The sequence below is a fragment of the Natronomonas pharaonis DSM 2160 genome (assembly GCF_000026045.1).
In the GTDB taxonomy this organism is placed as follows: Archaea; Halobacteriota; Halobacteria; order Halobacteriales; family Haloarculaceae; genus Natronomonas; species Natronomonas pharaonis.
Map to the genome: position 1 here is coordinate 2,445,788 of NC_007426.1, position 24,774 is coordinate 2,470,561.

Annotated in this window: 28 protein-coding genes; 9 read left to right on the top strand and 19 right to left on the bottom strand. The window is 63.8% G+C overall.

Annotated features, from left to right (window positions below; translation table 11 throughout):
• Nucleotides 1–61: 61 nt before the first annotated feature.
• The 4 genes from pepF to NP_RS12425 form a co-directional block, all read right to left on the bottom strand.
• On the bottom strand, nt 62–1,855 hold the full coding sequence (gene pepF, locus NP_RS12410; RefSeq protein ID WP_011324221.1) for an oligoendopeptidase F: 1,794 nt from the start codon (nt 1,853–1,855) through the stop codon (nt 62–64).
• A gap of 37 nt (nt 1,856–1,892) precedes the next feature.
• Nucleotides 1,893–2,696 carry a tRNA pseudouridine(38-40) synthase TruA gene (gene truA / locus NP_RS12415; protein WP_011324222.1) on the bottom strand — a complete coding sequence of 268 codons (804 nt, stop codon included), beginning with the start codon at nt 2,694–2,696 and terminating at the stop codon, nt 1,893–1,895.
• A 3-nt stretch (nt 2,697–2,699) separates the two neighbouring features.
• Nucleotides 2,700–3,998, bottom strand: a complete 1,299-nt coding sequence (hisS, locus tag NP_RS12420; RefSeq protein WP_011324223.1) for a histidine--tRNA ligase — start codon at nt 3,996–3,998, stop codon at nt 2,700–2,702.
• Nucleotides 3,999–4,063: 65 nt separating this feature from the next.
• A complete protein-coding gene (locus tag NP_RS12425) occupies nt 4,064–4,339 on the bottom strand; it encodes a DUF5808 domain-containing protein (RefSeq protein ID WP_011324224.1) in 276 nt (91 codons plus the stop codon).
• Between the two features lie 77 nt (nt 4,340–4,416).
• Here NP_RS12425 and NP_RS12430 point away from each other — a divergent pair, with 77 nt between their 5' ends.
• From NP_RS12430 to NP_RS12435, 3 genes are all read left to right on the top strand, one after another.
• Nucleotides 4,417–5,376 carry a glutathione S-transferase family protein gene (locus tag NP_RS12430; protein ID WP_011324225.1) on the top strand — a complete coding sequence of 320 codons (960 nt, stop codon included), beginning with the start codon at nt 4,417–4,419 and terminating at the stop codon, nt 5,374–5,376.
• Between the two features lie 93 nt (nt 5,377–5,469).
• The gene (locus NP_RS14490) at nt 5,470–5,631 is read left to right on the top strand and encodes a hypothetical protein (RefSeq protein WP_011324226.1); all 162 of its coding nucleotides are present in this window, start codon (nt 5,470–5,472) and stop codon (nt 5,629–5,631) included.
• Between the two features lie 119 nt (nt 5,632–5,750).
• Nucleotides 5,751–6,215: an Lrp/AsnC family transcriptional regulator gene (locus tag NP_RS12435; protein WP_011324227.1), complete on the top strand. Its 465-nt coding sequence runs from the start codon at nt 5,751–5,753 to the stop codon at nt 6,213–6,215.
• A gap of 123 nt (nt 6,216–6,338) precedes the next feature.
• On the opposite strand, the gene NP_RS12440 is transcribed toward NP_RS12435, so the two are convergent.
• Nucleotides 6,339–7,619, bottom strand: coding sequence for an RNA-guided endonuclease InsQ/TnpB family protein (locus NP_RS12440; protein WP_011324228.1), 1,281 nt, complete (start codon nt 7,617–7,619; stop codon nt 6,339–6,341).
• Nucleotides 7,620–7,916: 297 nt separating this feature from the next.
• Here NP_RS12440 and NP_RS12445 point away from each other — a divergent pair, with 297 nt between their 5' ends.
• From NP_RS12445 to NP_RS12455, 3 genes are all read left to right on the top strand, one after another.
• The gene (locus NP_RS12445) at nt 7,917–9,425 is read left to right on the top strand and encodes a proton-conducting transporter transmembrane domain-containing protein (protein WP_049939739.1); all 1,509 of its coding nucleotides are present in this window, start codon (nt 7,917–7,919) and stop codon (nt 9,423–9,425) included.
• The gene (locus NP_RS12450) at nt 9,415–11,814 is read left to right on the top strand and encodes a DUF2309 domain-containing protein (protein ID WP_011324230.1); all 2,400 of its coding nucleotides are present in this window, start codon (nt 9,415–9,417) and stop codon (nt 11,812–11,814) included. The genes NP_RS12445 and NP_RS12450 overlap by 11 nt, the downstream gene beginning before the upstream one ends.
• Before the next feature lie 268 nt (nt 11,815–12,082).
• The gene (locus NP_RS12455) at nt 12,083–13,360 is read left to right on the top strand and encodes an RNA-guided endonuclease InsQ/TnpB family protein (RefSeq protein ID WP_011324231.1); all 1,278 of its coding nucleotides are present in this window, start codon (nt 12,083–12,085) and stop codon (nt 13,358–13,360) included.
• Nucleotides 13,361–13,371: 11 nt separating this feature from the next.
• On the opposite strand, the gene NP_RS12460 is transcribed toward NP_RS12455, so the two are convergent.
• The 13 genes from NP_RS12460 to NP_RS12520 all read right to left on the bottom strand — a co-directional run bounded on the left by NP_RS12460 (nt 13,372) and on the right by NP_RS12520 (nt 22,122).
• Entirely contained in the window at nt 13,372–14,505 is a 1,134-nt protein-coding gene (locus tag NP_RS12460; protein ID WP_011324232.1) for an outer membrane protein assembly factor BamB family protein, read from the bottom strand.
• Between the two features lie 203 nt (nt 14,506–14,708).
• Nucleotides 14,709–14,903 carry a cold-shock protein gene (locus NP_RS12465; RefSeq protein WP_011324233.1) on the bottom strand — a complete coding sequence of 65 codons (195 nt, stop codon included), beginning with the start codon at nt 14,901–14,903 and terminating at the stop codon, nt 14,709–14,711.
• Nucleotides 14,904–14,956: 53 nt separating this feature from the next.
• Nucleotides 14,957–15,877, bottom strand: coding sequence for a ferritin family protein (locus NP_RS12470; protein ID WP_011324234.1), 921 nt, complete (start codon nt 15,875–15,877; stop codon nt 14,957–14,959).
• A 53-nt stretch (nt 15,878–15,930) separates the two neighbouring features.
• Complete coding sequence (locus tag NP_RS12475; protein ID WP_011324235.1) at nt 15,931–16,662, bottom strand: GNAT family N-acetyltransferase; 732 nt, start codon at nt 16,660–16,662, stop codon at nt 15,931–15,933.
• A 42-nt stretch (nt 16,663–16,704) separates the two neighbouring features.
• On the bottom strand, nt 16,705–18,306 hold the full coding sequence (locus tag NP_RS12480; RefSeq protein ID WP_011324236.1) for a bifunctional N(6)-L-threonylcarbamoyladenine synthase/serine/threonine protein kinase: 1,602 nt from the start codon (nt 18,304–18,306) through the stop codon (nt 16,705–16,707).
• Between the two features lie 3 nt (nt 18,307–18,309).
• Nucleotides 18,310–18,444 carry a 30S ribosomal protein S27ae gene (locus NP_RS12485; RefSeq protein ID WP_011324237.1) on the bottom strand — a complete coding sequence of 45 codons (135 nt, stop codon included), beginning with the start codon at nt 18,442–18,444 and terminating at the stop codon, nt 18,310–18,312.
• 2 nt (nt 18,445–18,446) lie between these two features.
• Nucleotides 18,447–18,764, bottom strand: a complete 318-nt coding sequence (locus NP_RS12490; RefSeq protein ID WP_011324238.1) for a 30S ribosomal protein S24e — start codon at nt 18,762–18,764, stop codon at nt 18,447–18,449.
• 79 nt (nt 18,765–18,843) lie between these two features.
• The gene (locus tag NP_RS12495; protein ID WP_011324239.1) at nt 18,844–19,380 is read right to left on the bottom strand and encodes a GTP-dependent dephospho-CoA kinase family protein; all 537 of its coding nucleotides are present in this window, start codon (nt 19,378–19,380) and stop codon (nt 18,844–18,846) included.
• A 1-nt stretch (nt 19,381) separates the two neighbouring features.
• Nucleotides 19,382–19,579, bottom strand: a complete 198-nt coding sequence (spt4, locus tag NP_RS12500; RefSeq protein ID WP_011324240.1) for a transcription elongation factor subunit Spt4 — start codon at nt 19,577–19,579, stop codon at nt 19,382–19,384.
• A complete protein-coding gene (locus NP_RS12505; RefSeq protein ID WP_011324241.1) occupies nt 19,580–20,149 on the bottom strand; it encodes a DNA-directed RNA polymerase in 570 nt (189 codons plus the stop codon).
• A 1-nt stretch (nt 20,150) separates the two neighbouring features.
• Nucleotides 20,151–20,525: a PIN domain-containing protein gene (locus NP_RS12510; RefSeq protein WP_011324242.1), complete on the bottom strand. Its 375-nt coding sequence runs from the start codon at nt 20,523–20,525 to the stop codon at nt 20,151–20,153.
• A complete protein-coding gene (locus NP_RS12515; protein WP_011324243.1) occupies nt 20,525–21,754 on the bottom strand; it encodes a translation initiation factor IF-2 subunit gamma in 1,230 nt (409 codons plus the stop codon). Before NP_RS12515 ends, NP_RS12510 begins: the two co-directional genes overlap by 1 nt.
• 185 nt (nt 21,755–21,939) lie before the next feature.
• A complete protein-coding gene (locus NP_RS12520; protein ID WP_049939741.1) occupies nt 21,940–22,122 on the bottom strand; it encodes a DUF7331 family protein in 183 nt (60 codons plus the stop codon).
• A gap of 131 nt (nt 22,123–22,253) precedes the next feature.
• On the opposite strand from NP_RS12520, the gene NP_RS12525 reads away from it, so the two are divergent.
• Genes NP_RS12525 through NP_RS12535 form a run of 3 tightly spaced genes read left to right on the top strand, consistent with a single transcriptional unit; the run spans nt 22,254 to nt 24,124 of the window.
• Nucleotides 22,254–22,901 (top strand): uracil-DNA glycosylase, encoded by a 648-nt coding sequence (locus NP_RS12525; protein WP_049939886.1) that lies wholly within the window; start codon nt 22,254–22,256, stop codon nt 22,899–22,901.
• 26 nt (nt 22,902–22,927) lie between these two features.
• On the top strand, nt 22,928–23,356 hold the full coding sequence (locus NP_RS12530) for an HIT family protein (RefSeq protein WP_011324246.1): 429 nt from the start codon (nt 22,928–22,930) through the stop codon (nt 23,354–23,356).
• 60 nt (nt 23,357–23,416) lie between these two features.
• The gene (locus tag NP_RS12535) at nt 23,417–24,124 is read left to right on the top strand and encodes an AAA family ATPase (protein WP_011324247.1); all 708 of its coding nucleotides are present in this window, start codon (nt 23,417–23,419) and stop codon (nt 24,122–24,124) included.
• Here the strand turns inward: NP_RS12535 and NP_RS12540 are convergent.
• A complete protein-coding gene (locus NP_RS12540; protein ID WP_011324248.1) occupies nt 24,121–24,618 on the bottom strand; it encodes a DUF7858 family protein in 498 nt (165 codons plus the stop codon). The two genes, NP_RS12535 and NP_RS12540, sit on opposite strands and share 4 nt — an antisense overlap.
• Nucleotides 24,619–24,774 lie beyond the last annotated feature (156 nt).

Below are 24,774 nucleotides of genomic sequence, written 5' to 3' on the forward strand. Positions count from 1 at the left end.
GCGTTGCGGTACCGAGTGACACGCTGCTTTCCGGCGGTTCTGACCCCCAGCGGGGGACATATCACTCCTCGAGCGACTCGTACTCGGCGACCATCTCGTCGTAGGTGTCGATAGCCGACTCGACGGGGTCGGCCGTCGACATATCGATTCCGGCCGTCTCCAGCAGCTCCAGCGGGTAGCCGCGCGAGCCGGACCGGAGGAACTCGCGGTAGTCGGCGGCCGCCGACGCACCGTCGCGCTCGATGCGGTCGACGATGGCCGTCGCCGCGCTGATGCCCGTCGCATACTGGTAGACGTAGTAGGCGCGATAGAAGTGGGGAATCCGCATCCACTCGCGCGCGATGTGGTCGTCAACGACCGCCGGCTCGTAGTACTCGGCCTTCAACTCCCGGTACAGTTCGTCGAGCCGGTCCGGCGTCAGCGCCTCGCCGGCCGCGTTCAACTCGTGGGCGCGGTGCTCGAAGTCGGCGAACATCGTCTGTCGGAACAGCGTCGACCGGAACCGTTCGAGATACTCATCAAGGACGTGCCGTCGGAAGGCAGCATCATCGACCGTTTCGAGAAGGTGTTTCGTCAGCAGCGTCTCGTTGACCGTTGAGGCGATTTCGGCGACGAATATCTCGTAGTTCGAGTAGGTGTACGGCTGTGTCTCGCTTGTCAACTCCGAGTGCATCGAGTGGCCGAGTTCGTGGGCCAGCGTGTACATCGAGGAGATGTCGTCCTGATAGTTCAGCAGGATATATGGCTGGCTGTCGTAGGTTCCCCCGCTGTAGGCACCGGACTGCTTGTTTTCGGTCTCGTAGACATCGACCCATTGGGATTCGAGCCCCTCGGCCATCCGGTCGCGGTAGTCGTCTCCGAGTGGCGCAACGGCGTCGATGACGTACGATTTGGCCTGCTCGTAGTCGACAGTCGGGCTCTCGTCGTTTTCAAGCGGCGCGTACAGGTCCCACATCCGGAGTTCGTCGACGCCGAGACAGTCGCGTTTCAGCGCCGCATGCCGGTGAAGAACATCGAGGTTGTCCTCGACGGTCTCGACAAGCGTCTCGTAGACCGCCACGGGAACGTTTGGGCCGTTGAGGGCTGCCTCGCGGGCCGAGTCGTAGTTCCGCGCGGCTGCGAGCTTCTCGTCGGCCTTGACGCTCTTTTTATACGCAGTGGCGACGCTGTTGCGGTAGTCCGCCCACTCGTCGTAGAATGACTCATACACCCGGCGGCGGAACTCGCGGTTGGGGTGTTTCTGGAGTGTCGTGAAGTTCGATAGGGTAATCGGCTGCGGCTCGCCGTCCGGGTCCTCGACAGCAGGGAACTCCATATCGGCGTTTGTCAGCATGTTGTACACGTCACCGGCGGCGTCGGTCACGTCGCCGAGGTCGGCAAGCAGCTCTTCGATTTCGGCCGACCGCGTGTGCGGCTTCATCCGCAGCACGTCGTCGAAGTAGTGGTCGTACGTCTCCAGGGCGGGGTTTTCGTCGATATACTCGTCGATAGTCTCGCGGTCGAGGGCCTGTAGCTCCGGCTCGATGAAGCTGGCGGCGCTGGAGGCGTCGGCCGCCAGCGACCGCGCACGCGCCGTAAGCGCCTGATACGTCTGGTCCGTCGTGTCCTCGTCTTTCCGCATCCGGGCGTAGGCAGCGACGTTGGCTGCCTGCCGCATCACCGACTCACGGAGTTCCAGCACCGACTGGAGCGTCTCCGGGCTTTCGGTGACCCGGCCCTCGTAGGCCGCGAGGTCCTCAAGCCGACCTTCGAGTTCTCCGAAGGCGTCCTCCCACGCCTCGTCGTCAGCAAAGAGGTCCGTGAGGTCCCACGTGTACGTCTCGTCGATGTCGCTTCGCTCGGGAACCGAACTCATGGCGGCGTCTTCGGCCGGCGCGACCCTAAACCCGTCGTCACTCGGGCGGCGAGAGCGCGCCGGCAACGCGGGCGTCGGCCAACCGTTGGCGGCGGCGCGTCGCAAAGACCGTCCGGGCTGATTCAGCAGCACGGTCATCGACCGTGAACTCGACGCCCGGATAGACGACATCGGCCAACAGCAGCGGCTCGGGTGGCGCGGCGGCGATACCGTCCGCCCCTGAGAGCGGGTCGTCGTCGAGGGCGCGGCCGAGAAACGAAAGCGGCCGCTCACCGCGGGCGACGGCGGCGACGGCGGCGACGAGCCGCCGGACGAGCTGGCGGGCGAAGCCGCCCGCACGGCAGTCAACGACGAGAAAGGGCCCCTGCCGGCGGAGCCGCATCGACAGCGTCCGTTCCGTGCCGCGGTCGTCGGGCGTGAAGTTGTGGAAGTCATGCGACCCGGAGAGCCGGGCACAGGCTGCGCGCGCCCGTGTCGTATCGGCGGACGGCTCCGGCGCATACAGGAAGTACCGGTAGGCACGCGCCGTCGCGTCGTGTGTCGCATGAAAGGCGTCGCCGACATCGGCGGCGGCCCACGCCCGAACGGACGCGGGAAGTTCGCCGTTGAGCGCCCGCGGCAGGAGCCACGCCGGAGCCTCGAAGGCAACCGTCTGTGCGCGCGCCGAGACGCCGGCATCGGTGCGGCCGGCGGCGGCGTAGCCGGGGGGCCTGCCGTCCTCGAAGGCGACGCCGAGCGACGACAACGCCTCGAACAGCGCGTTTTCGACGGTTTCGCCGTGGGGCTGCCGCTGAAACCCGCGGAAGCCGGTCCCGTCGTAGGCGATTCGGAAGGCGCGCATCCCTCAGGCGTAGTCGTCGTAGGTGGGCCGTCCCTCCTCGGGCGGGAACGCCGCGAGCGGCACCTGCGTCTGGTCGCCGCTTGCCATGTCTTTCAGCGTCACGGCGTCGTCTTCGAGGTCCTGTTCGCCGACGACGACGACCGTCTCGGCGTTGATGCCGTCCGCATAGGAGAGCTGGTCGCCGAAGCCGCGGTCCGAGAGGTCAGTCTCGACGACGTGGCCGAGTGCTCGAAGCTCTCTGGCGACATCGAGGGCGACATCGCGGGTGTCGCCAACCGTCAGAACGTAGTAGTCGGTCGAAAGCTCCTCGGCCGGCCAAACGCCCGCCCGCTGGCAGAGCAGCGACAGTGTCTCGTGGCCGATACCGACACCGACAGCGGGCGTTGGCTGGCCCCCGAAGCTCTCGATGAGGTCGTCATAGCGGCCGCCGCCGAAGACCGACCGCGAGACCTCGCCGCTGGTGTCGAAACACTCGAAGACGACACCGGTGTAGTAATCGAGACCGCGGGCCGTCTCCAGCGAGACCGAGCAGAACTCGCGGACGCCGAAGTCCGCAGCGGCGTCGAGGACGGCCTGCAGGTTCTCGACAGCGGCCTCGACACGGTCGGTGCCGGCGAATTCGACGAGTTCCGAGAGGTCGTCGGTGCGGAGCAGCGAATCGAAGGTGTCGGCTTCCTCGTGTGTCAGTCCCGCGCCGACGAGCAGCGAGCGGTACTCTTCGTCGTCGATTTTTTCGCGTTTGTCGACCGCGCGGATGGCGTCAGTCGTGTCAACGTCGCTGTCCATCGCCGCCAGCAGACCACCGAGGATATCTCGGTGCGAGACGCGGAACTCGAAGTCCGCACCGTCGAGGCCCAAGTCGGTCAAGGCGTCGGCGGCGGTCGCGAGGACTTCTGCGTCGGCCTCCGGGCGCTCGGAGCCGAAGATGTCGATGTTCGTCTGGTAGAACTCCCTGAAACGGCCTTGCTGGACCTGCTCGTAGCGCCAGAAGGGCCGCGTCGAGAACCACTTGACCGGCTTGGCGAGCGCCTGCTGTTTCGCGACGACCATCCGGGCGACCGTCGGCGTCAGCTCCGGCGTCAGCGAGACCTCGCGGCCGCCCTTGTCCTCGAAGGCGTACAGTTCCTCGACGATTTCTTCGCCGGATTTGTCGACGTATAGCTGCGTCCGTTCGAGGGCGGGGGTGCCGACCTCGCGGAAGCCATAGCGTCGAGCGCGCGTTTCGATGGTGTCTGTGACCTCCCGGCGGGCGGACATTTCGCCGGGGTAGAACTCACGGAAGCCCTTCAGGCCGTCGTACATACGGGCGGCTTCGACGGCGAGGGCCTAAAAGGTGCGATTGTCGACTGCAGCGGCGGCGTCGGGGGTTAGTCTTCGACGACGACCTCGACCGGCTCCTCGTCGTCGTCCAGTTCCTCGTCGCCACCGGACTGCTGTTGCTGATAGAAAAGCGCCGCGGCGACCCCAAGGACGAGCCACGACCGCCAGTTGGCGAGGTTGAGCGTGTACCCGATGCCGAACGGTTTCTTTACGAGCATCCCCTCGCCGGGTTGCCAGTACGCCGAAAGCATCCGGCTGATGGAGGGCCGTTCGAAGTTGTACGGGATACCGAACAGCTCACCGGACTGCGGCTTGTCTGTCATACCTACCCCTACGTCGGACCGGGACTTATCTGCTGTGGTGGGACGGGAACTATCAGGCCCGGGCCCGAAACGATAGTATGCACCAGTTCCTCGACGGCGAGTGGGTGACAGAGTACGAGGCGACAAACGAAGACGGCGAGTTCGAGCGGCAGACGACGACGTTCCGCGACCGGGTCGACCCCGAGGAGGCGACGGCCGGCCGGTATCATCTCTACGTGAGTTACGCCTGTCCGTGGGCCCACCGGACGCTCATCGCCCGGAGGCTGCTCGGCCTTGAAGACGTTATCTCGGTCGATGTCGTCGACCCCTACCGCGCAGCGGACGGCTGGCAGTTCAGCCCGGAAAAGGACGGCTGCACGCCGGATACGGTCAACGGCTTCGATTACCTCCGGGAGGCCTACGTCGCCGCCGACCCGAACTACACCGGGCGTGTGACCGTGCCGGTGCTGTGGGACACCGTCGAGGACACCATCGTCAACAACGAATCCAGAGAGATACTCCGGAACCTGACGACGGTGTTTGCCGACCTCGGCAACGGGGTCGACCTCTCGCCGGAAGGGTTGCGCGACGACATCGATGACGCGCTCGACCGCATCTACGAACCGATAAACAACGGCGTCTACCGCACCGGGTTCGCCGACTCACAGGCGGCCTACGACGACGCTGTCGCGGAGCTTTTCGATGCACTCGACTACTGGAATTCGGTGCTCGAAGACCAGCGGTACCTCGTCGGCGACCGGCTGACCGAAGCGGATATCGCGATGTACACGACGCTTGTCAGGTTCGATGAAGTGTATCACACCCACTTCATGTGCAACCGTCGGCTCATCCGCGAGTACGACACGCTCTGGCCGTACCTCCGGGACCTCTATACGACGTTAGGCTTCGGCGAGACGACGCGGATGGACCATATCAAGGAACATTACTACACGACCCACCCCGACGTGAGCCCGAAGCGAATCATTCCGGCCGGACCAGCCCCCGACTTTGAAGCGCCACACGACCGCGACGAGTTGGCCGGCGAGCCACCGGTCTGAGGCCACATCGAGCCGCCGCCGTTCGCCCGCGTCGGTACCCCATGAGAACCGCCAACAAGCATATATGCATGGGTGGTATACACACCCATAGCCATGCCCGACACGAAGCGCGGCCGCGAACGGAAGGGAATGAAGAAGCAAGAGCAGCGCCGTCGGCGCGAAATCGAGCGCGCAATGGAAGCGCGTGACCACGAAATCGACCTTGATGCGGTCTACGAGGACGAAGAGGAGCTGGAAATCGAACTCGACCGTTGAGCGTCGCTCGACGGCGTGTTTCGTCTTCTCCGAAGCAGTGACCGCCCGATAGCCGCGCGTGTTCCGAACCGGCTTCGGCGTTCGAAGCGACTTATACCCGGCACGCACAAGCAGCTAGTATGACCGACTACGAGCTCGATGCGGTCGACCGGGAGATACTCTATGCGCTGCAGGAGGAAGCACGGAACCTCTCGTCGAGCGACATCGCCGAGCGAACCGACGCCTCCTCAAGCACGGTCCGCAAGCGTATCCAGCGGCTCGAGTCGGAGGGTGTTATCAAGGGATACAGCGCCAACATCGACTACACGAAGTCGGGATATCCGATTCGAATGTTGCTTTACTGTACCGCGCCGATACCCGAACGGGGCGAATACATCGACGACATCCTCGACATTCCGGGGGTTGTCTCGGCACAAGAACTCGTCACGGGCGAACAGAACCTACTCGTGACGGCTGTAGGCGAAACCGACCAGGACATCACGCCGGTCGCACAGCAGATCGCCGATATGGGATTGACCATTACCGACGAGGTACTCGTCCGTAGCCACCGGTCGACGCCGTTCGATGATTTTTCGTCTGAGTGAGGACGGTCAGGCACCCGATACCGCGCAGGCAAGCCTCGGGAAGCCTGCTTCACACTCGAATCACCGCTGAATCGGACGCTCGCCGCCGCTACGTGCCGAGGCCGGCACGAACCTTCACGTGAACTACCCCTGCCTACTCGCCTGCTTCGCAGGCTCCTTGAGGCAGGGGCTTCCTGATTCAACGACGCGACTTGCAGACACGGAAACCGAGTCCACAGCGGTCGCAGTCTCCGCAGGCGTTGTCGCTTCGGAGTGACCCACTCCTAGCTTGGCGAGACCGCGAGAAAGAACGTTTAGCGACGCGTTGAAATCCCGGCCCAACTCAAAGCCACACGCGGGACACGAGTGTTCGCGAACCCACAATGGCTTCGCCGTCTCCACCCCACACGAGGCACACTCTTTCGTCGTCCCCGCTGGTTCGACTTCGACCACATGACAGCCGTGTTTCCGCCCGTGATGCTTGAGAATACGGATGAAGTCGCGCCAGCCCACCTCGGCTTTGTTTCGGGCATTCCCATCATCTTCCAGCATCGGCTTCACGTCCAAGTCCTCGACGAACACGGCGTCGTACTCGGTCGTGTACGCGTGGGCGAGTTTGTGCTTGTAATCGCGTTTCTTGTTCCGCATATCCATGTGGACCTCTGCGACGCGCTGGCGCTGCTTTTCCCAGTTGTTCGACTCGTATTCCTTGCGGGAGAGCGACCGGTGCTCGCGTTCGAGGCGTTCGCGGTCGTCAGACAGGTCGAGACGGTTGATTGACCGCCCGTCCGAATCGTGAATGAAGTTGAGGACGCCGAGGTCGAGGCCCACTGTATCTTCGGGATCGATGTCTTCGGGGTCTGGTTTCTCTGGTTCGTCTCGGTCTATGCTGAACGACGTATACCACGCACCCGTCGCCTCTTGCTTGACGGTGACGTGTTTGATGTCGTCCGGGTCGATGTCGCGGTGAATTCGGATGGGGATTTCGAGCGTCTTACCACGCACTTTCTTGAGTGTTAAAAGTCCACGACCCTCGGGGCCACTCTTGTTGTCGAGTTCGAAGCCCCGCTGGCGATACGTGAAACTCTGGAATTCTCGCGGCTTCTTCCAGTTCAAGTCCCCGATTTTGTGCCCGTTATCGCGTTGCTGGGCGAGTCCAGTGATGCTGTGGTAGATACGCTCCACAGCGGCTTGGAGGACGGTGGAGTAGACGCTACTCCACTCCTCCCACTTGGTTTTCCAGTCGGGGAGTTCGTCACGAACGCTCCAGACGCGTTGGCGGACGGTTTGGTCGGCGCGTTCGGGGAGTTGGTCGAGCCGGTACAATGCATGGTTGTAGACTTGGCGCACGGTGTCACGCTGCCAGCCCAGTAGCTCTCGCTGTCTACTTGTTGGCAAGAGTCTGAAACGCGGGCTGTAGTCCATGCGCGTGTACTTGTGTTTTCGCTTTATAGTTTATTAAACATGTTGGTTGAGCGTGGTTGATAGTCGTGCGGGCACTGTATCCCCGCCCTACTCGCTCCCGTTGGTCGCTCCTTGAGGACGGGGGCTTAGCGCCCTCTCTTCACCTAAAATCATTTCTTTTTGCACGAATTCGTCTATTCAATGAACAATCTCGAACAGACCGTTCGAATCGAAGGGTATAATAACCAGACTGTTCATTGAAAGAGTAGAAGCCAGTAGAGAGTCCATGCGATGGCTCGTGCTGGTTCCGGACGAAACATGAGTAGTAAACCATCCCCACCCGGCGACGCTACCGCACAGCGCTCCGAACGGCCGCCGTCGTCTTCGCTTGTGCCGCGGGTGTCGACGTGGACGGTCTGGGCCCTGTTTCTCGCGAGCGTCGGGGTCCTCGCGGTCGCAGTGTGGCGCGGCGTCGGCTGGGGTGTCGCCGGTATCCTGCACATTGACGGGCTGACAGCGGTGATGTGGGTCGTCGTTACGTTCTTCAGCGGCATCGTTCACAGCTACTCGCGGCGTTACATGGACGGCGACCGCTACATCGACCGGTTCTTCGGCAAGGTGTTTGCGTTCACCGTCGTCGTCGGCGTGCTCGTCGCGGCCGACCACGTAGCGGTGTTCGTGGCCGCCTGGTTGGCGATGGGACTGGCGATGGCGTCGCTCATCGGTCACGTCCGCGACTGGGAGCAAGCACGCGCCGCCGGGCGGCTGGCCCGCCGCTACTTCCTTGGCAGCAGTCTGCTGCTGGTTGGGGCGTTGGCTCCGCTCGTCTGGATGACCGATGCGACCACGATTACGGGACTGCTCGCCGCGTTCGATACCGTCCCCCGGACGGTCGCCATCGCGGCCGCTGGCGGAATTTTCCTCGCGGCCATCGTCCAGTCCGCGTTGCTCCCGTTCCACGGGTGGCTGCTCTCCTCGATGACGGCACCGACGCCGGCATCGGCGCTGATGCACGCCGGATTCGTCAACGCCGGCGGTGTCCTCCTGACGCGGTTTGCGCCCGTCATCGCCGACGAGCTGGTGTTCATGTCGGTCGTCGTCTTGGTCGGTGCCACGAGCGCGCTGCTCGGGCAGGCGATGTTGCTCGTTCAGACGGATATAAAACAAAAGCTCGGCAGTTCGACGCTCGCACAGATGGGCTTTATGATTATGCAGTGTGGGCTGGGCTTTTTCGCCGCGGCAATCGCTCACCTCATTCTCCATGGCTGCTACAAGGCCTACCTGTTTCTCGCCTCCGGGGCGACCGTCGAACAGACCACACCGAAAAAAAGCGGCCACGGCCACACCAGCCTCGGATTCCCCAGCCTAGCCATCAGCCTCCTCACGGCCATCGGCGGCGGTGTGCTGTTCATGGCGCTTACCGGAAAGCTAGCGGGGCTGACCGTAACGCTCGACAGCGGCATCGTCCTGACGCTCGTGGTCGTGCTCACGACGCTGACCGCGGCGCGCGACATCCTCCATCAAGCGAGTCTGCCGACCGCTGTACGGTTCGTCGGCGTTCCGCTCGTTGTCCTCGTCGCTATCGGCAGCTACGCGGTGCTTTTCAACGCTATCTCCGGGATGCTCTCGGGCGTGCCGATGACTCAGACCCCAACAGAGCTGACCGCCATTCACTACCTCGTCGTTGCGCTGTTCGCCGGAGCCTATCTCGCCGTCGAACTCGGCTATCACCGGTCGAGCGAACGGCTCTACGTCGCGCTGCTGAATCTCTCGCAGCCGGACTCGGAGACTGTACTCACCAACAAGGAGGACTACCATGACGTCTGAATCACCGACCAACTACGACGGTATTGACTCGCGCATCGACACCGTGGCCGACAGGGTCGGCTCCGTGTGGCCGCTGCACTCGTTTGTCACGGCGAACCCCCTCTCGGGGTTCGAAGGCAGTCCGTTCGAGGATGCGGTCGCCGAAGGCGAACGGCTCTTCGGCGGCCGCGGCTATCCGCGTGCGGACATCTTCCGTCGAGCGTGGGAGGATGGCCGCATCGACGACGACGCGCTCCGGACGGAGTTAGAGCGCCGCGGCATCGAGCGCGACCCCGAGACGCTGCTCGAAGCGATGGAAACGGCGGAGACGAAACGCGACGACGACCCCGACGACGCGACGGCGGCGGTCGACCGTGTGCTCTCGAAATGGCTCGCCGCGTATCTCGACCAGGGACAGGCACCCTGGCCGATGCCGAACCGCGAGGAGGGCTTCTATTCGGCCTGGCGTGCGGTCGCGCCCTACGACAGCGATGTTCCCGGTTGCGACGACACCGAAGACGTGCCCGCGACGGCCACCGGCGCCGTAGAGACGGTGCTCGATGCGTACCCCCGTCGCCGATGGGACAGCATCATCGAACACCACCTCGCCGCGCTGCCCGGCTGGACCGGGTTCATCAAACAGCGAGCCGACGACGAGTTCGACCCCTGGCAGTCCGAATACCCAATCACGCTGACGGAGTATCTCGGGGTCCGGCTGACGCTCGTCGACCTGCTGGATGCGCCGGTAGCGCCCGAAACTGACGCCGACGCCGGTGACGAGACGACCGCCGTGCGCGAAGCCTGGCTGTCTGCCTGGGAGCAGAGCTACCGAGAGCACCTGCTCGAAGACGTTGACGACGACGTCACCGAATCGTCCCACGGTAACGGCAAGCGTCCGGCCGCACAGCTCGTGTTCTGCATCGACACGCGCTCGGAGATAATCCGCCGCCACATCGAACAGCAGGGACCGTACGAGACACACGGCTACGCGGGCTTTTTCGGGGTTCCCATGCGACACGAGGCGTACGGCTCGGACGTGACGACCGAGGCCTGCCCGCCGATTGTCGAACCGGAGCATATCATCGCCGACCGGCCGGACGCCCACCACGCCGAACAGGAGACGGCGCACAACCGGTGGCACGGGCTGGTGAGCGCGGCCCGGAAACACTTCAAGCGGCTCAAGACCAACCCCGTCGCCGCGTTCCCGTTCGTCGAGGGCGCAGGCAGCGCCTACGGGTCGGCAATGGCGCTTCGGACGCTGCTGCCGTCCGCCGTCTACAAACTCGGCAGCACCGTCGACGAGCACGTTCCGAGCAGCCACGAGTTCTGTAGCCCGACGCTCGACCGCCCACGGATGACCCACGAAGAAAAAGTCGAGTACGCACAGACGGCGTTCGAGCTCATGGGCTGGACGGAGTTTGCCCGCCTTGTCGTCTTCACGGGCCACACGAGCCACACGACGAACAACCCGTTCGATTCGAGCCTCCAGTGTGGGGCGTGTGCCGGAAATCCCGGTGGTCCGAACGCCAGAGTGCTCGCCAAAATCTGCAACGACGAGGCGGTCAAAGACGACCTCCGCGAGCGAGGGGTCGATATCCCCGACGACACCGTCTTCGTCGGCGCAGAGCACAACACGACAACCGACGAGATTACCCTGTTCGACGGGGAGGTGCCCAAGAGCCACCACGCGGACGTGGCAGCGCTACGCGATTCGCTCGAACAGGCACGCGCCGGAGCGGCCGCCGAACGCAGCGAAGCGCTGAACGGGGCCGACCCCGACAAGGGCGTCAGCGAGACAGCGAGCCGCGCTGCCGACTGGGCACAGACCCGTCCCGAATGGGGGCTGGCCGGAAACGCCTCGTTTGTCATCGGCCCGCGCGAGTTGACCGCCGACAGCGACCTCGACGGGCGTGCGTTCCTCCACTCCTACGACTGGACGACTGACCCGGACGGGGACGCACTCGAGCTGATTATGCTCGGACCGCTCGTCGTGACGCAGTGGATTAACAACCAGTACTACTTCGCGACGGTCGACAACCGCGTCTACGGGAGCGGCTCGAAGGTCACACAGAACCCGGTCGGCAACATCGGCGTCGTCCAGGGCAACGGCGGCGACCTGATGATGGGGCTGCCGCTCCAGTCGCTCATGTCGGACGACGATTCGCCGTACCACCAGCCGCTCCGGTTGACAGCCGTCATCCACGCCTCCGTCGAGAACGTGACAGACATCCTGCGCGAGCACGGCCACGTCAGGCGGCTCGTAGACAACGGCTGGGTCGGAAACCTGACCGTCGTCGACCCGACCCGCGATAACGCCGCCTTCGACTACGTCGGCGGACTTGAGTGGGAGCCATCGGTACAGCAGGACGCGTCGTCTGAGCGGGTTGCTGCGCCCGCAGCGTCGGACTGAGCAACGCAGGCCCGTCGTCCGGGGCGTCTAGAGCGTCTGTCTCAGCAGTTTCGAGGCGGAGCCTCCGGCCTCAAGGAGCGAGGACTTCCGACGCCAGTCGGAAGGACGACGCGAGTAGGCCGGGGAGGACAGCGTGGAGCGGAGCTCCACGGGCCGTGCGAGCGGGCCTGCGGCCCGCGCGCAGAAGCCGACACCCCCGGCACAGACCACGGACCGTAGCCGCCCTTTCTCCCCGACGTTAATAAACCACCGGCCATACATCTGACGTATGGAGGTGCGGCGCACTGTTCCAGTCAAACTCGACTTGGACAGCGACGACGCCGCGCTTCTCCGCGAAACCGTTGGCGAGTTTTTGTGGGCCGCGAACTACGTTGTTGACCACGCTTGGCAGGGCGAATACAAGACGACCAGCAAGGCCCAGTTGCAGGAGGAAACCTACGACGAGGTACGCGAACAGACGCGGTTACACGCGAATCTCGTCCAGAACGCTCGCAACAAGGCCGCCGACGCCGTACAGGGGGCCGTCGCTCGCTGGAAGCAAGGCGAGTACGCAGGAAAGCCACACTTCTCGCAACCGACTGTCGTCTACGACAAGCGGTGTGCGACCTTCCACGACGAGTCCGTGTCGCTGGCAACCGTTGATGGGCGTATCGAAGTCGAGTACGTCCTACCAGACGGCGACCGCGATACACCTCACAGCCGGTATCTCGACAACGACGACTACGAGGTGACGGGCGCGGAACTCCACAACAAGGACGGCGAGTGGTTCCTTCATCTCCGCACAAAGGCGGAGATGGAGTCGGACACGCCGGAACAGGCAACGACCGGGCACAGCACAGTCCTCGGCGTTGACCTCGGCGTGAACCAACTCGCCGTCACTTCGACAGGGAGGTTCTGGAGTGGTCACGAGTTCGACCACTGGCGACGGGAGTACGAAAAGCGGCGGGCGTCACTCCAGCAGTGTGGGTCGCGCCACGCCCACGAGAACATCCAGTCTATCGGTCGCACAGAGACGGGTCGGTTCAAGATGATGCTCCACCGGATTGCGAACGGCATCATCGAGGAAGCCGTCGAGAACGATTGTACGGTCATCGCCTTCGAGGAGTTGACCGGCATCCGCGACCGGCTCTCCGGTGCCTCGTGGGGACACAAGTGGGCCTTCGAGCGGTTGTACGAGTACGTCGAATACAAATCCGAACTCTACGGTATCGACGTGGAGCAGGTGGACCCGGAGAATACGTCACGCCGTTGCTCACACTGTGGGTTCACCCACCCTGACAACCGCGACGGCGAGGGTTTCGAGTGTCTGAAATGCGGCTACGAGAACCACGCCGACTACAACGCGGCGAAAAATATAGGCTTGCGGTATCTCCGCCGTAACCAAACTGGGGACGGCGGAGGCGCACCCGTAGGCGTGCGCTTGAATCGCGGGATGGTGAACGCGAATGGAGTGTATGAACCTCCTGCCGGGGAGTCCGGCCAGAGCGGGAGTCCACGCGAAAGCCCCACCCTCAACGAAGCGAACGGCGAAGCCGTGAGCGAGTAGGGTGGGGTAGTTTACTCGGCAAAATAACCGAGTGTTCGCAGTTCCGCACGCGAGCCCTCGCTGGAGCCCGTTTCGTCGGCATCGAGCGCATAAAGTGTGGAATCGCCGCTCCCGACGTAGACGGTCCCATCAGCTACCGTCGGTGACGACTGCACCGCGCCTCCGGTTTCGAACGTCCACCGTTCGGACCCATCCGAAGCAGCAACTGCGTAGAGGTTGGCGTCGTCGCTGCCGACATAAACCGTCTCACCGGCCACTGTCGGCGACGAGTTGACCTCGCCCCCAGTTGGGAACCGCCATTGTTCGCTACCGTCTTCGGTAGCGACCGCATAGAGAGCAGCGTCTTTGCTGCCTATCCAGAGTGTTTCTTCAAGCACCGTCGGCGACGACCAGATGCTGTCGCCCGTCTCAAACTGCCACTGTTCGACCCCGTCTGTGGTGTCGATGGCATAGATGTTGGCGTCGTAACTGCCGACATACACGGTGCCGTCAGCAACCGTCGGCGAAGAGTAGACACGACCCTCAGTGTCGAACTGCCACCGGTCGGTGCCGCTATCGGCATCAAGCGCATAGACGGTCCCATCAGTACTCCCAACATAGACCGTGCCGTCGACGACAGCGGGTGAGGAAACGATGCCGTCTCCAGTTTCGAACCGCCACTGTTCGGCTCCGGTTTCGGCGTTGAGGGCGTACATTGTCCCGTCCGTGCTCCCGACGTAGACGGTGCCGTCGGCTACTGCCGGCGAGGCTGTCACCCAGTCAGTAGTCTCGAACCGCCACTCGTCTCTCGCCCCGGGGCTTGAAAACAGCCCGTAAATGGCGGTATCGGTGCTCCCGACATAGAGTCCACCGTCGGCACCTAGCGCCGGTGATGAAAAGACACCAGCCTTCGTATGTAGCCTAGCTGTTGTGCGTCGTGTGCCGTCGCTTGTCGACACACTGTGGACGGTACTGTCGTCACTACCGACATACACCGTACCGTCGCCGACGGTCGGCGATGAAACGATACGGCCGGTCGTTTCGAACGCCCACACAACGCGACTCGGTAGTACGTCGTCACGGTGTGCGATACCGAGCCCGGCACCGACGCCAATGGCGAACGAGCCGCCAGCAAGCAGGAACGATCTACGGGAGGGCGTATCCATACCACGTCTGCTCTCGCGTGACCACTAAAATTGTTTGGTGTCATCTAAATAAATAGTGTGACGGCGTGCATACTGTCTGGACTACGGGTACGTTGACAGTGACACATACCTCTCGCTTGTCGGTGTTGCGTCTCGGGTACCGACGGCGCTGTCGCTTGTCGGTGTAAAAAATGTTGAAAAGCCGAAAGTGAATCGGCCGTTGTTTACAGGCGCGTCAGGTTCGTCGCTCGAGGGCCCTTGTCGGCCTCCTCGATGTCGAACTCGACTTCCTGTCCTTCTTCGAGGTCCGGGCCGCCGACATCCTCCATGTGGAAGAAGACATCCTCGTCCGCGTCCTCAGTTTCGATAAAGCCGTAACCGCCAGTGTCGTTGAAGAAATCAACCGTTCCGGTTGCCATCTTGTGTTCAGAAGGTGGCGTGATATATAACCCTTGCGAAGCGCGACGGCGGACTACCCATCAAGCGACGTCAGTGAGTCGAGGTCGGGGACGGATTTGGCGGCGTCTTTTATTTGTTCCATCCGCTCGGTGTGTTTTTCGGCGGCGAAGGCCTCGAGCTCCTCGGGCGGAATACCGACATCGTCGAAGGATTCGTCGCCGACATCTGTCGTGATGTCATCGACGAGCGGTAGCAGCTCTCCGACGATGTCATCGAGCAGTTGCGGGTCGACCTTGCCGTCGCCGACGAGTGCTTTCAGCTTGGCCATCCCGAAGCCGACGTGGCGGCCCTCATCTTGCCGAATCTTCGTGAACCCATCACACAGCCCCGGCAGATGCGGTAGTTCCGGGTAGCTGTCGGCGGAATACGACTGTTGCATCCCGTAGTAACCGGTCTGGGCGAGAATCCCCTCGATGACGAGATGGTAATGGCAGTACGCCTTGGCGAACTGTTCGGCCGTCGGAGCCGCGAGCAACCGCTCCATCGCTTCCTCGTTGCGGTCGAAGAGTTCCTCGTAGGCGTCGTTGAACCACGTCTCGTCGGTGGGCGAAGACGGGTCGAGACCGAGTGCGTCCTCGACGGGGTGGATGACCTCCCGCCAGTACCGGTCGAAGAAGTCCGTGTGCTTTGCCTCCTCGTATATCTGAGTCGTGACGAACATCTGGTCGTCGATACTGCCGAGTGCCGTCGCCAGCGGCGCGAGGTCCTCAGTCACCGCCTGCTCGCCCGCGCCAAAGCGGGCAACGCCGGAACGAAGCCCATCGAGGTACGTCTCGGGGGTGTCAGTCGAATCAAGAAACGCTTTCAGGTTCTCGCGGTCGGTGTCCAGTTCGATATCGTGGGGGTCCCAGTGTCGCTCGACGGCGTTCCGGTAATACCGCATCCCACGGGACTCCCGGTCGAGCGGAAGTTGTCGCGTGCTATCGAGGTCCATTGTTCCGCAACCGTTAGCAGCCCACCAATATAATTCGTCCCCTCGTTTGCAGGTCAGAACGTGTACGCCAGCATGACCTCGTCGACGTGTTCGTCGCCGATGGTGTAGTGGTTCTTGCGGACACCTTCTGTCTCCCAGCCGCGTTCCTCGAGGAAGGCGATGGCTTCGTCGTTTGTCGTCGGGACGCTGTTGTACACCTTCCGGTAACCGTTAGCCTCGGCCCAATCGAGGGCGCGTTCGAGTAGCCGAGTGCCGATGCCGTGGCCCTGATGCTCGCCGCGGACGCCGACGGTCAGCTGGGCGGTGCTCTGGAGCTTGTCGAGCTGTGGCAAATCGAGATGCGACCAGCCGACCACGTCGCCGTCGACGGTCGCGACGAAGAAAACGCGGGATTCAGCCGTGTTGTGTCGGTTGACGGCGTCTTCGTAGAGAAGCTGTTCAGCGATGGACTCAGCGACGATGTAGGTATCTTCGGCGGTGACATCGCGGATGGTATCGATGAGTCCCTCGAAGTCCGTCTGTTGGGCCGGTCGTACCGTGTAATCGATGTCGTCGGTCGAGTACGTCTCGATGGAGCCGACATCGAGGGCCACCTGCAGGGTGCCGCCGTCGTCTTCGAGGTAGCCACGCTCCTGCAGTTGTTCGAGAGCGTCCTGAAACTCCTCGGCCGGGAGCGATGTCACTTCCCTGACCCGGTGGCGGGCGGCCGTCCCGTGCCGCTCGACGAACCGGTATATCTCCTCGCCGGCCTCTGTCTCGAAGGTGGGCTGCTCGGACGTTTCCATATCCGGTCCCGAGGGGCGAGAGCAACTTAGCTCTTGGCTCCGTTACTGATAGCGCCCCCGGGTTTCGATTTCCCGGAGATGGTCGACAACGGCCCCGTCGCCGGCCGACCGGTAGGCGTCCTCGAAGGCCGTAATTTGTGCCGTGGGGTCGTCGGCGGTGCCGCCGAGTGCGCCCTCGAAAACGTGGAGGTCCATCGCATAGTCCTCGACGGCGTCGGTGTAGTAACCGAGGCCGAAATCAATGAGGAACGCACGGTCCTCGCCGACCCGGACGTTCCGCGGTGTCGGGTCGCCGTGGACGAACCCAGCCGCATGGCAGGCGGCGAGATGTCGGCCGACATCCCGGACTGCCGATTCTGAGAGAGCGGTCTTGAGGTCGGCATCGCCGACGTACTGGAAGACAAGACGGCCCGCGTCCGGGTCGACATCGTAGACGACCGGCGTGGGAACGCCCTGTCGTCTGGCTTCGCTTGTGAGCCGGGCCTCCGAGCGGGTCCGCTGGCTCCGAAGGCGCGAATCGAGGACAGGATGCCGGTAGGCTTTCTCTAGCCGGCGCTTCGTGACGCGGCCGCCGTCGGCATCGATGTCGACGACAGCCTCTGCGCCCTGGCGGCGTTCGTCGGTCGGGACAGGGCGGGCGACGGCCTCGTCGTCACGCCAGGATACCGGCACCTCGTCGGGGCGGAAATCCGGGCGAACGCCCGATTCGGGGATAGAGATGATGTCGCCGGCCTCGTACATCTTCGCCCCGAGGACCGCTATCATCCCGGCGTTGTCACGGAGGAACCGCGGTTCAGGGACGTAGATGGCAGCCCCACGGTTCTCACACATCTGTGTCAGCATCTCCTGGAGCCGGCTGTTTTGTGCGACGCCGCCCCCGACGACGAGTTCGTCAGCGCCGGTCAGCGACAGCGCCCGCTCGCTGACCTCGGCGAGCATGGCGAAAATCGTCTCCTGGAGCCCACAACAGACGTCCGCAACGGGGGTTCCGTCGTCGTAGGCCTGCTTCGCAGCCGACATGATACCCGAAAACGAGAAGTCCATCCCCTTGACGACGTAGGGGAGTTCGACGTAGTCGCCGTCCTCGGCGTGGGACTCGACCTTCGGACCGCCGGGGTGGCTCCAGCCGACGTGGCGGGTGAACTTGTCGATGGCGTTGCCGACGCCGGTGTCCATCGTCTCGCCGAGCACGCGATAGCGGCCGTTGTGGTAGCCAAGTACGTGCGCGTTTGCGCCCGAAGCGTTCAAACAGACCGGCGATTCGAAGCCGGAGCGATGGCGGCCGATTTCGAGATGGGCGACCATGTGGTTGACGCCGACGAGCGGACACGACAGCGTGCCGGCCAGCGACCGGGCTGCGGTGCCGGCGATGCGGAGACACGGGCCAAGTCCCGGGCCTCGTGAGAAGGCGACGGCGTCGATGGCGTCGGCGGGGTCGCCCCAGTTCGATTCGACGTGGTCGAGGGCAGCCTCGACGACCGACGGCACGGCCTCGCGCATGTGTTCGGCCGCCTCGCGCGGGTGAATGCCGCCGCTCTCGGGCACGTAAGCGTCGGAGTCGATGAAAACAGCGTCAGTCTCGGCATCGAAGACGGCCGCACTAGCACACCAGGCCGTCCCTTCGATACCGAGAACGCGGGTCACGACCTACTGGAACTCGGTGTAGCTGCACTTGCCGCAGTGCTTGCGGTCGCCGTACTCACCGAGGAAGGTGTCGCCACAGCGGGGACACTGCTCGCGGTCCGTCGTGCCGTCCTCGTTGTAGAACTCGTAGCGGGCCATCCTCAGGCCTCCTCAGCCGCCTCTTCGTCGGCTTCTTCGTCTGCTTCGATCTTGTTCCGTTCGAGGGCGTGGTCCTGCTCGACGGCCTTGGCGTCGTCGGCGCTGTCGTAGACCTTGGCGTGGCCGACCGTCTTCCGCATCCCGTATTTCGTATCGAGTTTGCGAACGACGACCTCGCTGGCGTCCTTGTTGAGCTTGGCCGCGAGGGAGTCGCGGACGGAGAGTCGGGACGGGGTCGCCTCCTCGTGAGTCAGCTGGAACCGGACATCGGTCCGGTGCAACATCGGGTTTTCGTCTTCGTCAATGATGTCGACGTCCATGGTTACGTTACCACGAGTTTCCGTCGAAGCACCTAAAAGGATTTCGAAGCCATAGACACGGCGACGCCCGCCGGAGCGGCTAGGAGAGAATCGACTCGATTTGGCTGTAGTCGCTTTGCATCCGCTCGATGATGTCCCGACATTCCGCCTGCGTCTCGTCGGTGACGTGGACAAGCACCATCCCTTCGCCGGGCTGGCCGTAGACGACCGAGGCCCCCACAGGGGCGGCGACAACCGCCGGCAGGGACGCGAGGTCTTCCTCGCCGTCGACGACGACGACCGTCGGGTCCGGCCGGTCGAGGGCCGTCGACAGCGCCTCCAGCAGGTCGTCGGTAATCGTCGACTGCGGATTGGCGACATCGATTCGTTCGTCGAACTCCTCTATCGCCGACAACACCTTCCGCTCGACACGTTCGCGCTCGGTCTTGCCGTCGACGATGGCTGCCGCCGGGCGGTGGCCCGCCTCCAGCAGGTGGTAGGTGACGATGTCGCCGACCGCGACGAGTGGGTCGCCAGCGTCGGCGAGCAGCTCGTCGGTGTCGGTATATATCTCACCGAGCGGGTCCTTGAGCTCGCCGCGCATCTCGGTTGGCAGCTTTGCGAGGATTTTCGACATGTTACCGGACCTTCAGCGCGTAGCGTCCCGGTTCGGAGATGCCCATCTCCTCGGCGATGCGGCTGTCCTCGGGATGGGCGACAACGACGTAGCCGGCCCAGTCCTCAGTCATCGAGGTCGACCCGCAGGACGGACACTGCTCGCCGTCGTCGACTTCGAGGACGCGATGGCAGTCGCGACACACCAGCCGGTCCGCCATCTAATCACCCGCCTGCGCCTCGCGGCGCTGCCGTTCCTCTTCGAGCCAGCCGTGCTTGCCGAGTCCCGGCTGCTTGGCTGTCAGGCCGATTTTGGAGTCTCGGGGGTTGCGCTCGTCGATGGACTTGGTGACGATGCGTGCGCGGACGGAGTCGCCAACACTCAGCACGCGGTTGGAGTCTCTGGACGCGAGCTGCTGGTTTTCCTCGTCGTAGGCGAGATACTCGTCGGAGATCTGAGAGACGTGCAGCAGGCCATCGACCGGACCGATGCCGACGAAGGCACCGAAGTTGACAACCTCGACGACTTCCCCGTCGACGACTTCCTGCATCTGAGGATCGAACGTGACGGCGTCGAACTCCGCCTCGTAGTAGACGCCGGGGCGGTTCGGCAACACCGCGCCGTCGCCGATATCGTGGACCGCAGTTACCGAGACGATACTGCCGACGTCTTCGTCCATCTGTCCTTCGAGCTTGTCCTGTAGGAGCCGCTTGACCAGCTCGGGCGACACGTCCGCGAGGTGTCTGGGCGGCACCTCAACCGTATCTTTGAGTCGGACCCGTTTGTACATGCTATGGTTCAGTGATTTCGAATTTGGTTCGCCCCCGTAAACTAATTACGGGAACGTTCGCTTCCAGCAGCCGCTCACGGAGCGGCATATCGCTCGTCACCGCGTAGTCTGCCTCGCGGCCGAGTTCGACGACGGCATCGTCGGCGTACTCAGCGTTGTGCTCGACGACCGCACACTCCCGTTCGGCAAGGTCGGCACCCACACTCGCGGCGGTCGCCTCCTCGCCACCGCCGCCCGAGAGGGATTCGAGTTCCTCGACGACGGCCTGTGGGACGACAGCCTCGTACTCGCCGAGCAGGCGGTCGAGTTCCGCGAAGGTTCTGACGCCGACTTCGACCGGAGCCATCAGTGCGTTCGTATCGAGCACCACGCGCATCACCGAAGCGTTCCGACGCCGATGAGCCGCCAGCGAGCGCCCACGCGGCGGTTGATAGCGATTTTCGAGCCGTCGGGCGCACAGACCGGTCGTTTCAGTTGTACCTCACACTCGTCGTCGCGAGCGCTCGTAACCGAGCCGACAGTGGTTGCCGTCCCGACGGTCAACATTAGCGGCTCGCCGGTCGATATCGGCTCTATCTCCTCGGCGTCCTCGCCGACGACGCGGTCGAGGAGTTCGACATCCATCGTGAACGACTCCCGCGTCGGCGGCAGCGACCCCGGCGGGCCAGCGACCTGACCTGCCAGCGCGTCGCCCTTCGTCAGCGAGGGGTCGAGGCCGGTCCCGACACCGAGCAGACCGCCGGGCGTGACGGTGTCGACGAACTCGCCGCCAGCCTGTAGCGACCGAACCGTCGTCTCGACGGGCTGGTACTCCGACTGGCCGCCTTCCTCGATTTCGCGGCCGGGCTTGATTTCGATATCGTCGTCGGCCTCAAGCTGTCCCTGCGTGAGCGAACCGCCGAGAACGCCGCCGGTCAGGTCCTCCCACGTCGTCCCCGGTCGGTTGATGTCGAACGAACGAGCGACCTGCAGGCGCGCGTCAGCGTCGGGGTCCCGGTCGGGGGTCGGAATCTCGGATTCGATAGTCTGCATCAGCAGGTCCATGTTCACGTCCTGCTGGGCGGAAATCGGGACCACCGGCGCGTCTTCTGCGACGGTGCCGTCGACGAACTCCTCGATGGCCTCGTAGTTGTCGAGTGCCTGTTCGCGGTCGACCAGGTCGATTTTGTTCTGGGCGATGACGATGTTGTCGATGCCGATGATATCCAGCGCCATCAGGTGCTCTTCAGTCTGGGCTCGCGGAACCGGCTCGTTGGCTGCAATAACGAGCACAGCACCGTCCATAATGGCCGCTCCCGAGAGCATCGTCGCCATCAACGTTTCGTGACCCGGCGCGTCGACGAAGGACACCGTCCGGAGATGCTCGCTTTCGGAGCCGTCCGGACAGGTTTCCTCGACGGTGTACCGGTCGGGTTCGTCGAGTTCCGGACACTCCCGGAACGTCGCGTCGGCGTAGCCGAGGCGAATGGAGATGCCGCGTTTCATCTCCTCGGAGTGCTGGTCGGTCCACTCACCGGAAAGCGACTCGACAAGAGTCGTCTTTCCGTGGTCGACGTGGCCGACCAGCCCGATGTTCACCTCCGGTTGTCGGTGTTTCTGCGTCATTTAGTAATGACGTGAATATCCTCCCCTGCGACTGATAAAGCTACTGTTCCGCGCTCGTGGCCATCGGTGAGCAAAAAGCCGATATGCCATCGTTGTCCCCGTAACGTCGGTCGGACGTGCAACCGAGAGCCGCAGAAACACCCCTGGTGAGTCTCAGGAAAGCAACCACACAGCTTCAGCCAGCACTACGCGCCGAGGTCGACGGCGAAATCCGACTGGAGCCACATCTCCGGCTCCTCCCGGTCGTAGATGACGACCTCGCCGTTATCAAGCGAGAGGTGGCCGTACTGGCCGTCGTCGAGCGGCGTCGTCGGCGGGTCGATACGCGAGTCAGCGCCGTCGTCGGTATCGGTGGGTGCGTTACTCATTCGCATGCGACCGAAACGGAGCGACGGGAATAAGCCTTCGGCTAATTTCGACGTTACAATAATATGCTGTATTATGTCGGTTATATATTTCGTCGAAACGCTCAGGGCGAGGACAGCCCCACATGCCCTTGATGCCGACGTTTCCCGACCGGGCGGCCAGAAACGCCCTCGCCGACGACTGCCAGCGGTGTCCCGAACTCGCCGACTGCCGAACCGAAATCTCGTGGGGTGTTGGCTCCAGTGACGCCACGCTCGTCATCGTCGGCGAAGCGCCGGGAGCCGGCAACCCCGACGCCGACCGCTGGCGGGGCGGCAACTACACCGGCATGTCCTACACCGCCCAGCACAGCGGCCGCCGAATCCGGGAACTCTTCGAGTCGCTGGAGTACGCGCCCGACGAGCTGTATTTTACCAACGCCGTCAAATGCTTCCCCAGCGACGGCGAGGGGTCGAACCGCGAACCAACGAGCAAGGAGCGAGACAACTGCCGGCCGTACCTTCTTGAGGAGCTTACCGCCATTGAGCCGGCGTGTGTCGTTCCGACGGGGCGACACGCCACCGAAACCCTGCTGGCGGCGGCCGACAGAACGCTCGATGGGTTTCTTGATGCCGTGCTGACGCCGATTCGGACCGACGGGCTTCCGCCGCTGTTGCCGGTGTTGCACCCCTCGTATCAGGCCATCTGGCGGTCGCGGCTCGGCTACGAGGCCGACGAGTATCGGCACGCCATCGGCCGGGCGCTCTCGGAGCTCGGGGCGGGGCCGCGGGGTCAACGTTGATGTAACCGCCGGCCGATGTGTCGACCATGTCGGACCGAACCATCTTCGAGCAGATCATCGACGGGGACATCCCCGCCCGCATCGTCCACGAGACCGAAACCACGCTGGCGTTCCTTGATGCGAACCCGCTTGCGCCGGGGCACACACTCGTCGTCCCGAAAGAGCCCTACGAGCGGCTCCGCGACCTGCCGCCGGAGCTTTCGGCCGATGTCTTCGAGACCGTTCGAACGGTGACGCCGGCGGTCCAAGACGCCGTCGATGCCGACGCGACGACTATCGGCATCAACGACGGCCCGGAGGCAGGCCAAGAGGTGCCGCATCTGCATGTTCATATCGTTCCCCGCTTCGAAGGCGACGGGGGCGGCCCGATACACGGCGTCGCCGGGAAGACACCGGAGCTGGGCGACGAGGAGCTCGACACCATCGCTGACGACATCGCCGAGGGGCTCGACTGACACCGGAGCGGCGATTTCCGACCGCACTATTTTTCACCTAGAGCGAGTGGAAAGTCAAATATGAACGGAACGACTGCGGCGTTCGTCGGAGCGACCGGCGGTGCCGGCACGACGCGTCTCACGCTCGAATGCGGCCACCTGCTGGCGTCAGCGGGCCACGATACCGCGGTGTTCGACGCCGCGTACGCGACGCAGGGTCTAGCCGACCACGTTTCCGGCCGCATCGACACCGACGTGACAGCGCTCTGTCTCGGCGACGAGCGGCTCGAAGCCGCGCTGTACGACCAGCAGCTGCAAGGCGCCGGTCGGCTAGCGGTCTGTCCGGCCCGCGCGCCCTTCGAGCGGTTCGCGCGGGCCAAACGCCCCGAGGCAGCCGAAGCGTTCGAAGACCAGGTTGACGCCGCCGCTCGCCAATTCGACTACGTGCTTGTTGATACTCCGCCGGTGGCGGGCAACCAAGCAGTCGCCGCAGTGAACGCGGCTGAGGCTGTCGCCGTGGTCTGTGACGCCGACCGCGCGGCTGACGCGGTACCACGAATGCGGGACCGGCTGGCCGATGTCGGCGCGGAGCCGGACGCGACGGTCGTGACACACGCGACAGCACACGAGGAGGGGGACGTTACGGTGCCACCATTCGAAGCCGACAAGCCGGGAAGCGACGAGGACGCGCCCGGATACCCGGCGCTTGTCGATGTCGTAAACACCGTCACCGAAGCTTCGGTTCCGGAGCCGGAAGCGGAGGGAGTGCTGGACCGGCTCGTCCCCTAGACGAGGTCGCCGAGGTCGCTGCGGGTGTCCGAAAGCGGGTCCGCTGGCGACGACACCGATAGTTCGTCGGCGACGGCCGCCTCGGCCGCCGCTATCGGCTCGTGGGTAGCGACGTACGTACCGAGCGCGAACGCCCGGTCACCGACGCCGGCCAGTCGCTTTGCCTCAGTTCGGGAAAGGTCGCCGGCCAGCCAGTCCTCCAGCACGCGCCGTGCCGTCGGCGACACCGGCTCGATGGGTTCGCCAAGCAAGTAGAGCGCTTTCGCCGCAGTCGTCTTCGGCAGCTCAGCAACAGCGGCCGCACGGCCGACGCTTGCGCCGTCCGCATACGCCTCGACAAGCGTCGCGGCCGCAGTAGCCGAACACGGCAGTCGCTCGGCGAACGGGGCAAGCCGCTCAGCGAGTGGCGTCTCCGTGGCGTCGGTCGTTGCGACACCACGCTCTTGCTGTTCGGCCGTCACCTCGAGCCCCGAGGCGATGTCGGCGAGACCCATATATCGGAGTCCGTTCGCGATGCGTAATAAACATCATTGTATTCCGGACGGAACAGTGGCCCAACGGAGGTGAAGCCTACCGGTTACCGGTAGGCTCGTTCGTGTCTCGGGGTGCTGTTTCCACCGCTCCGAGCTCTTTTTTAAAATACAATCCCG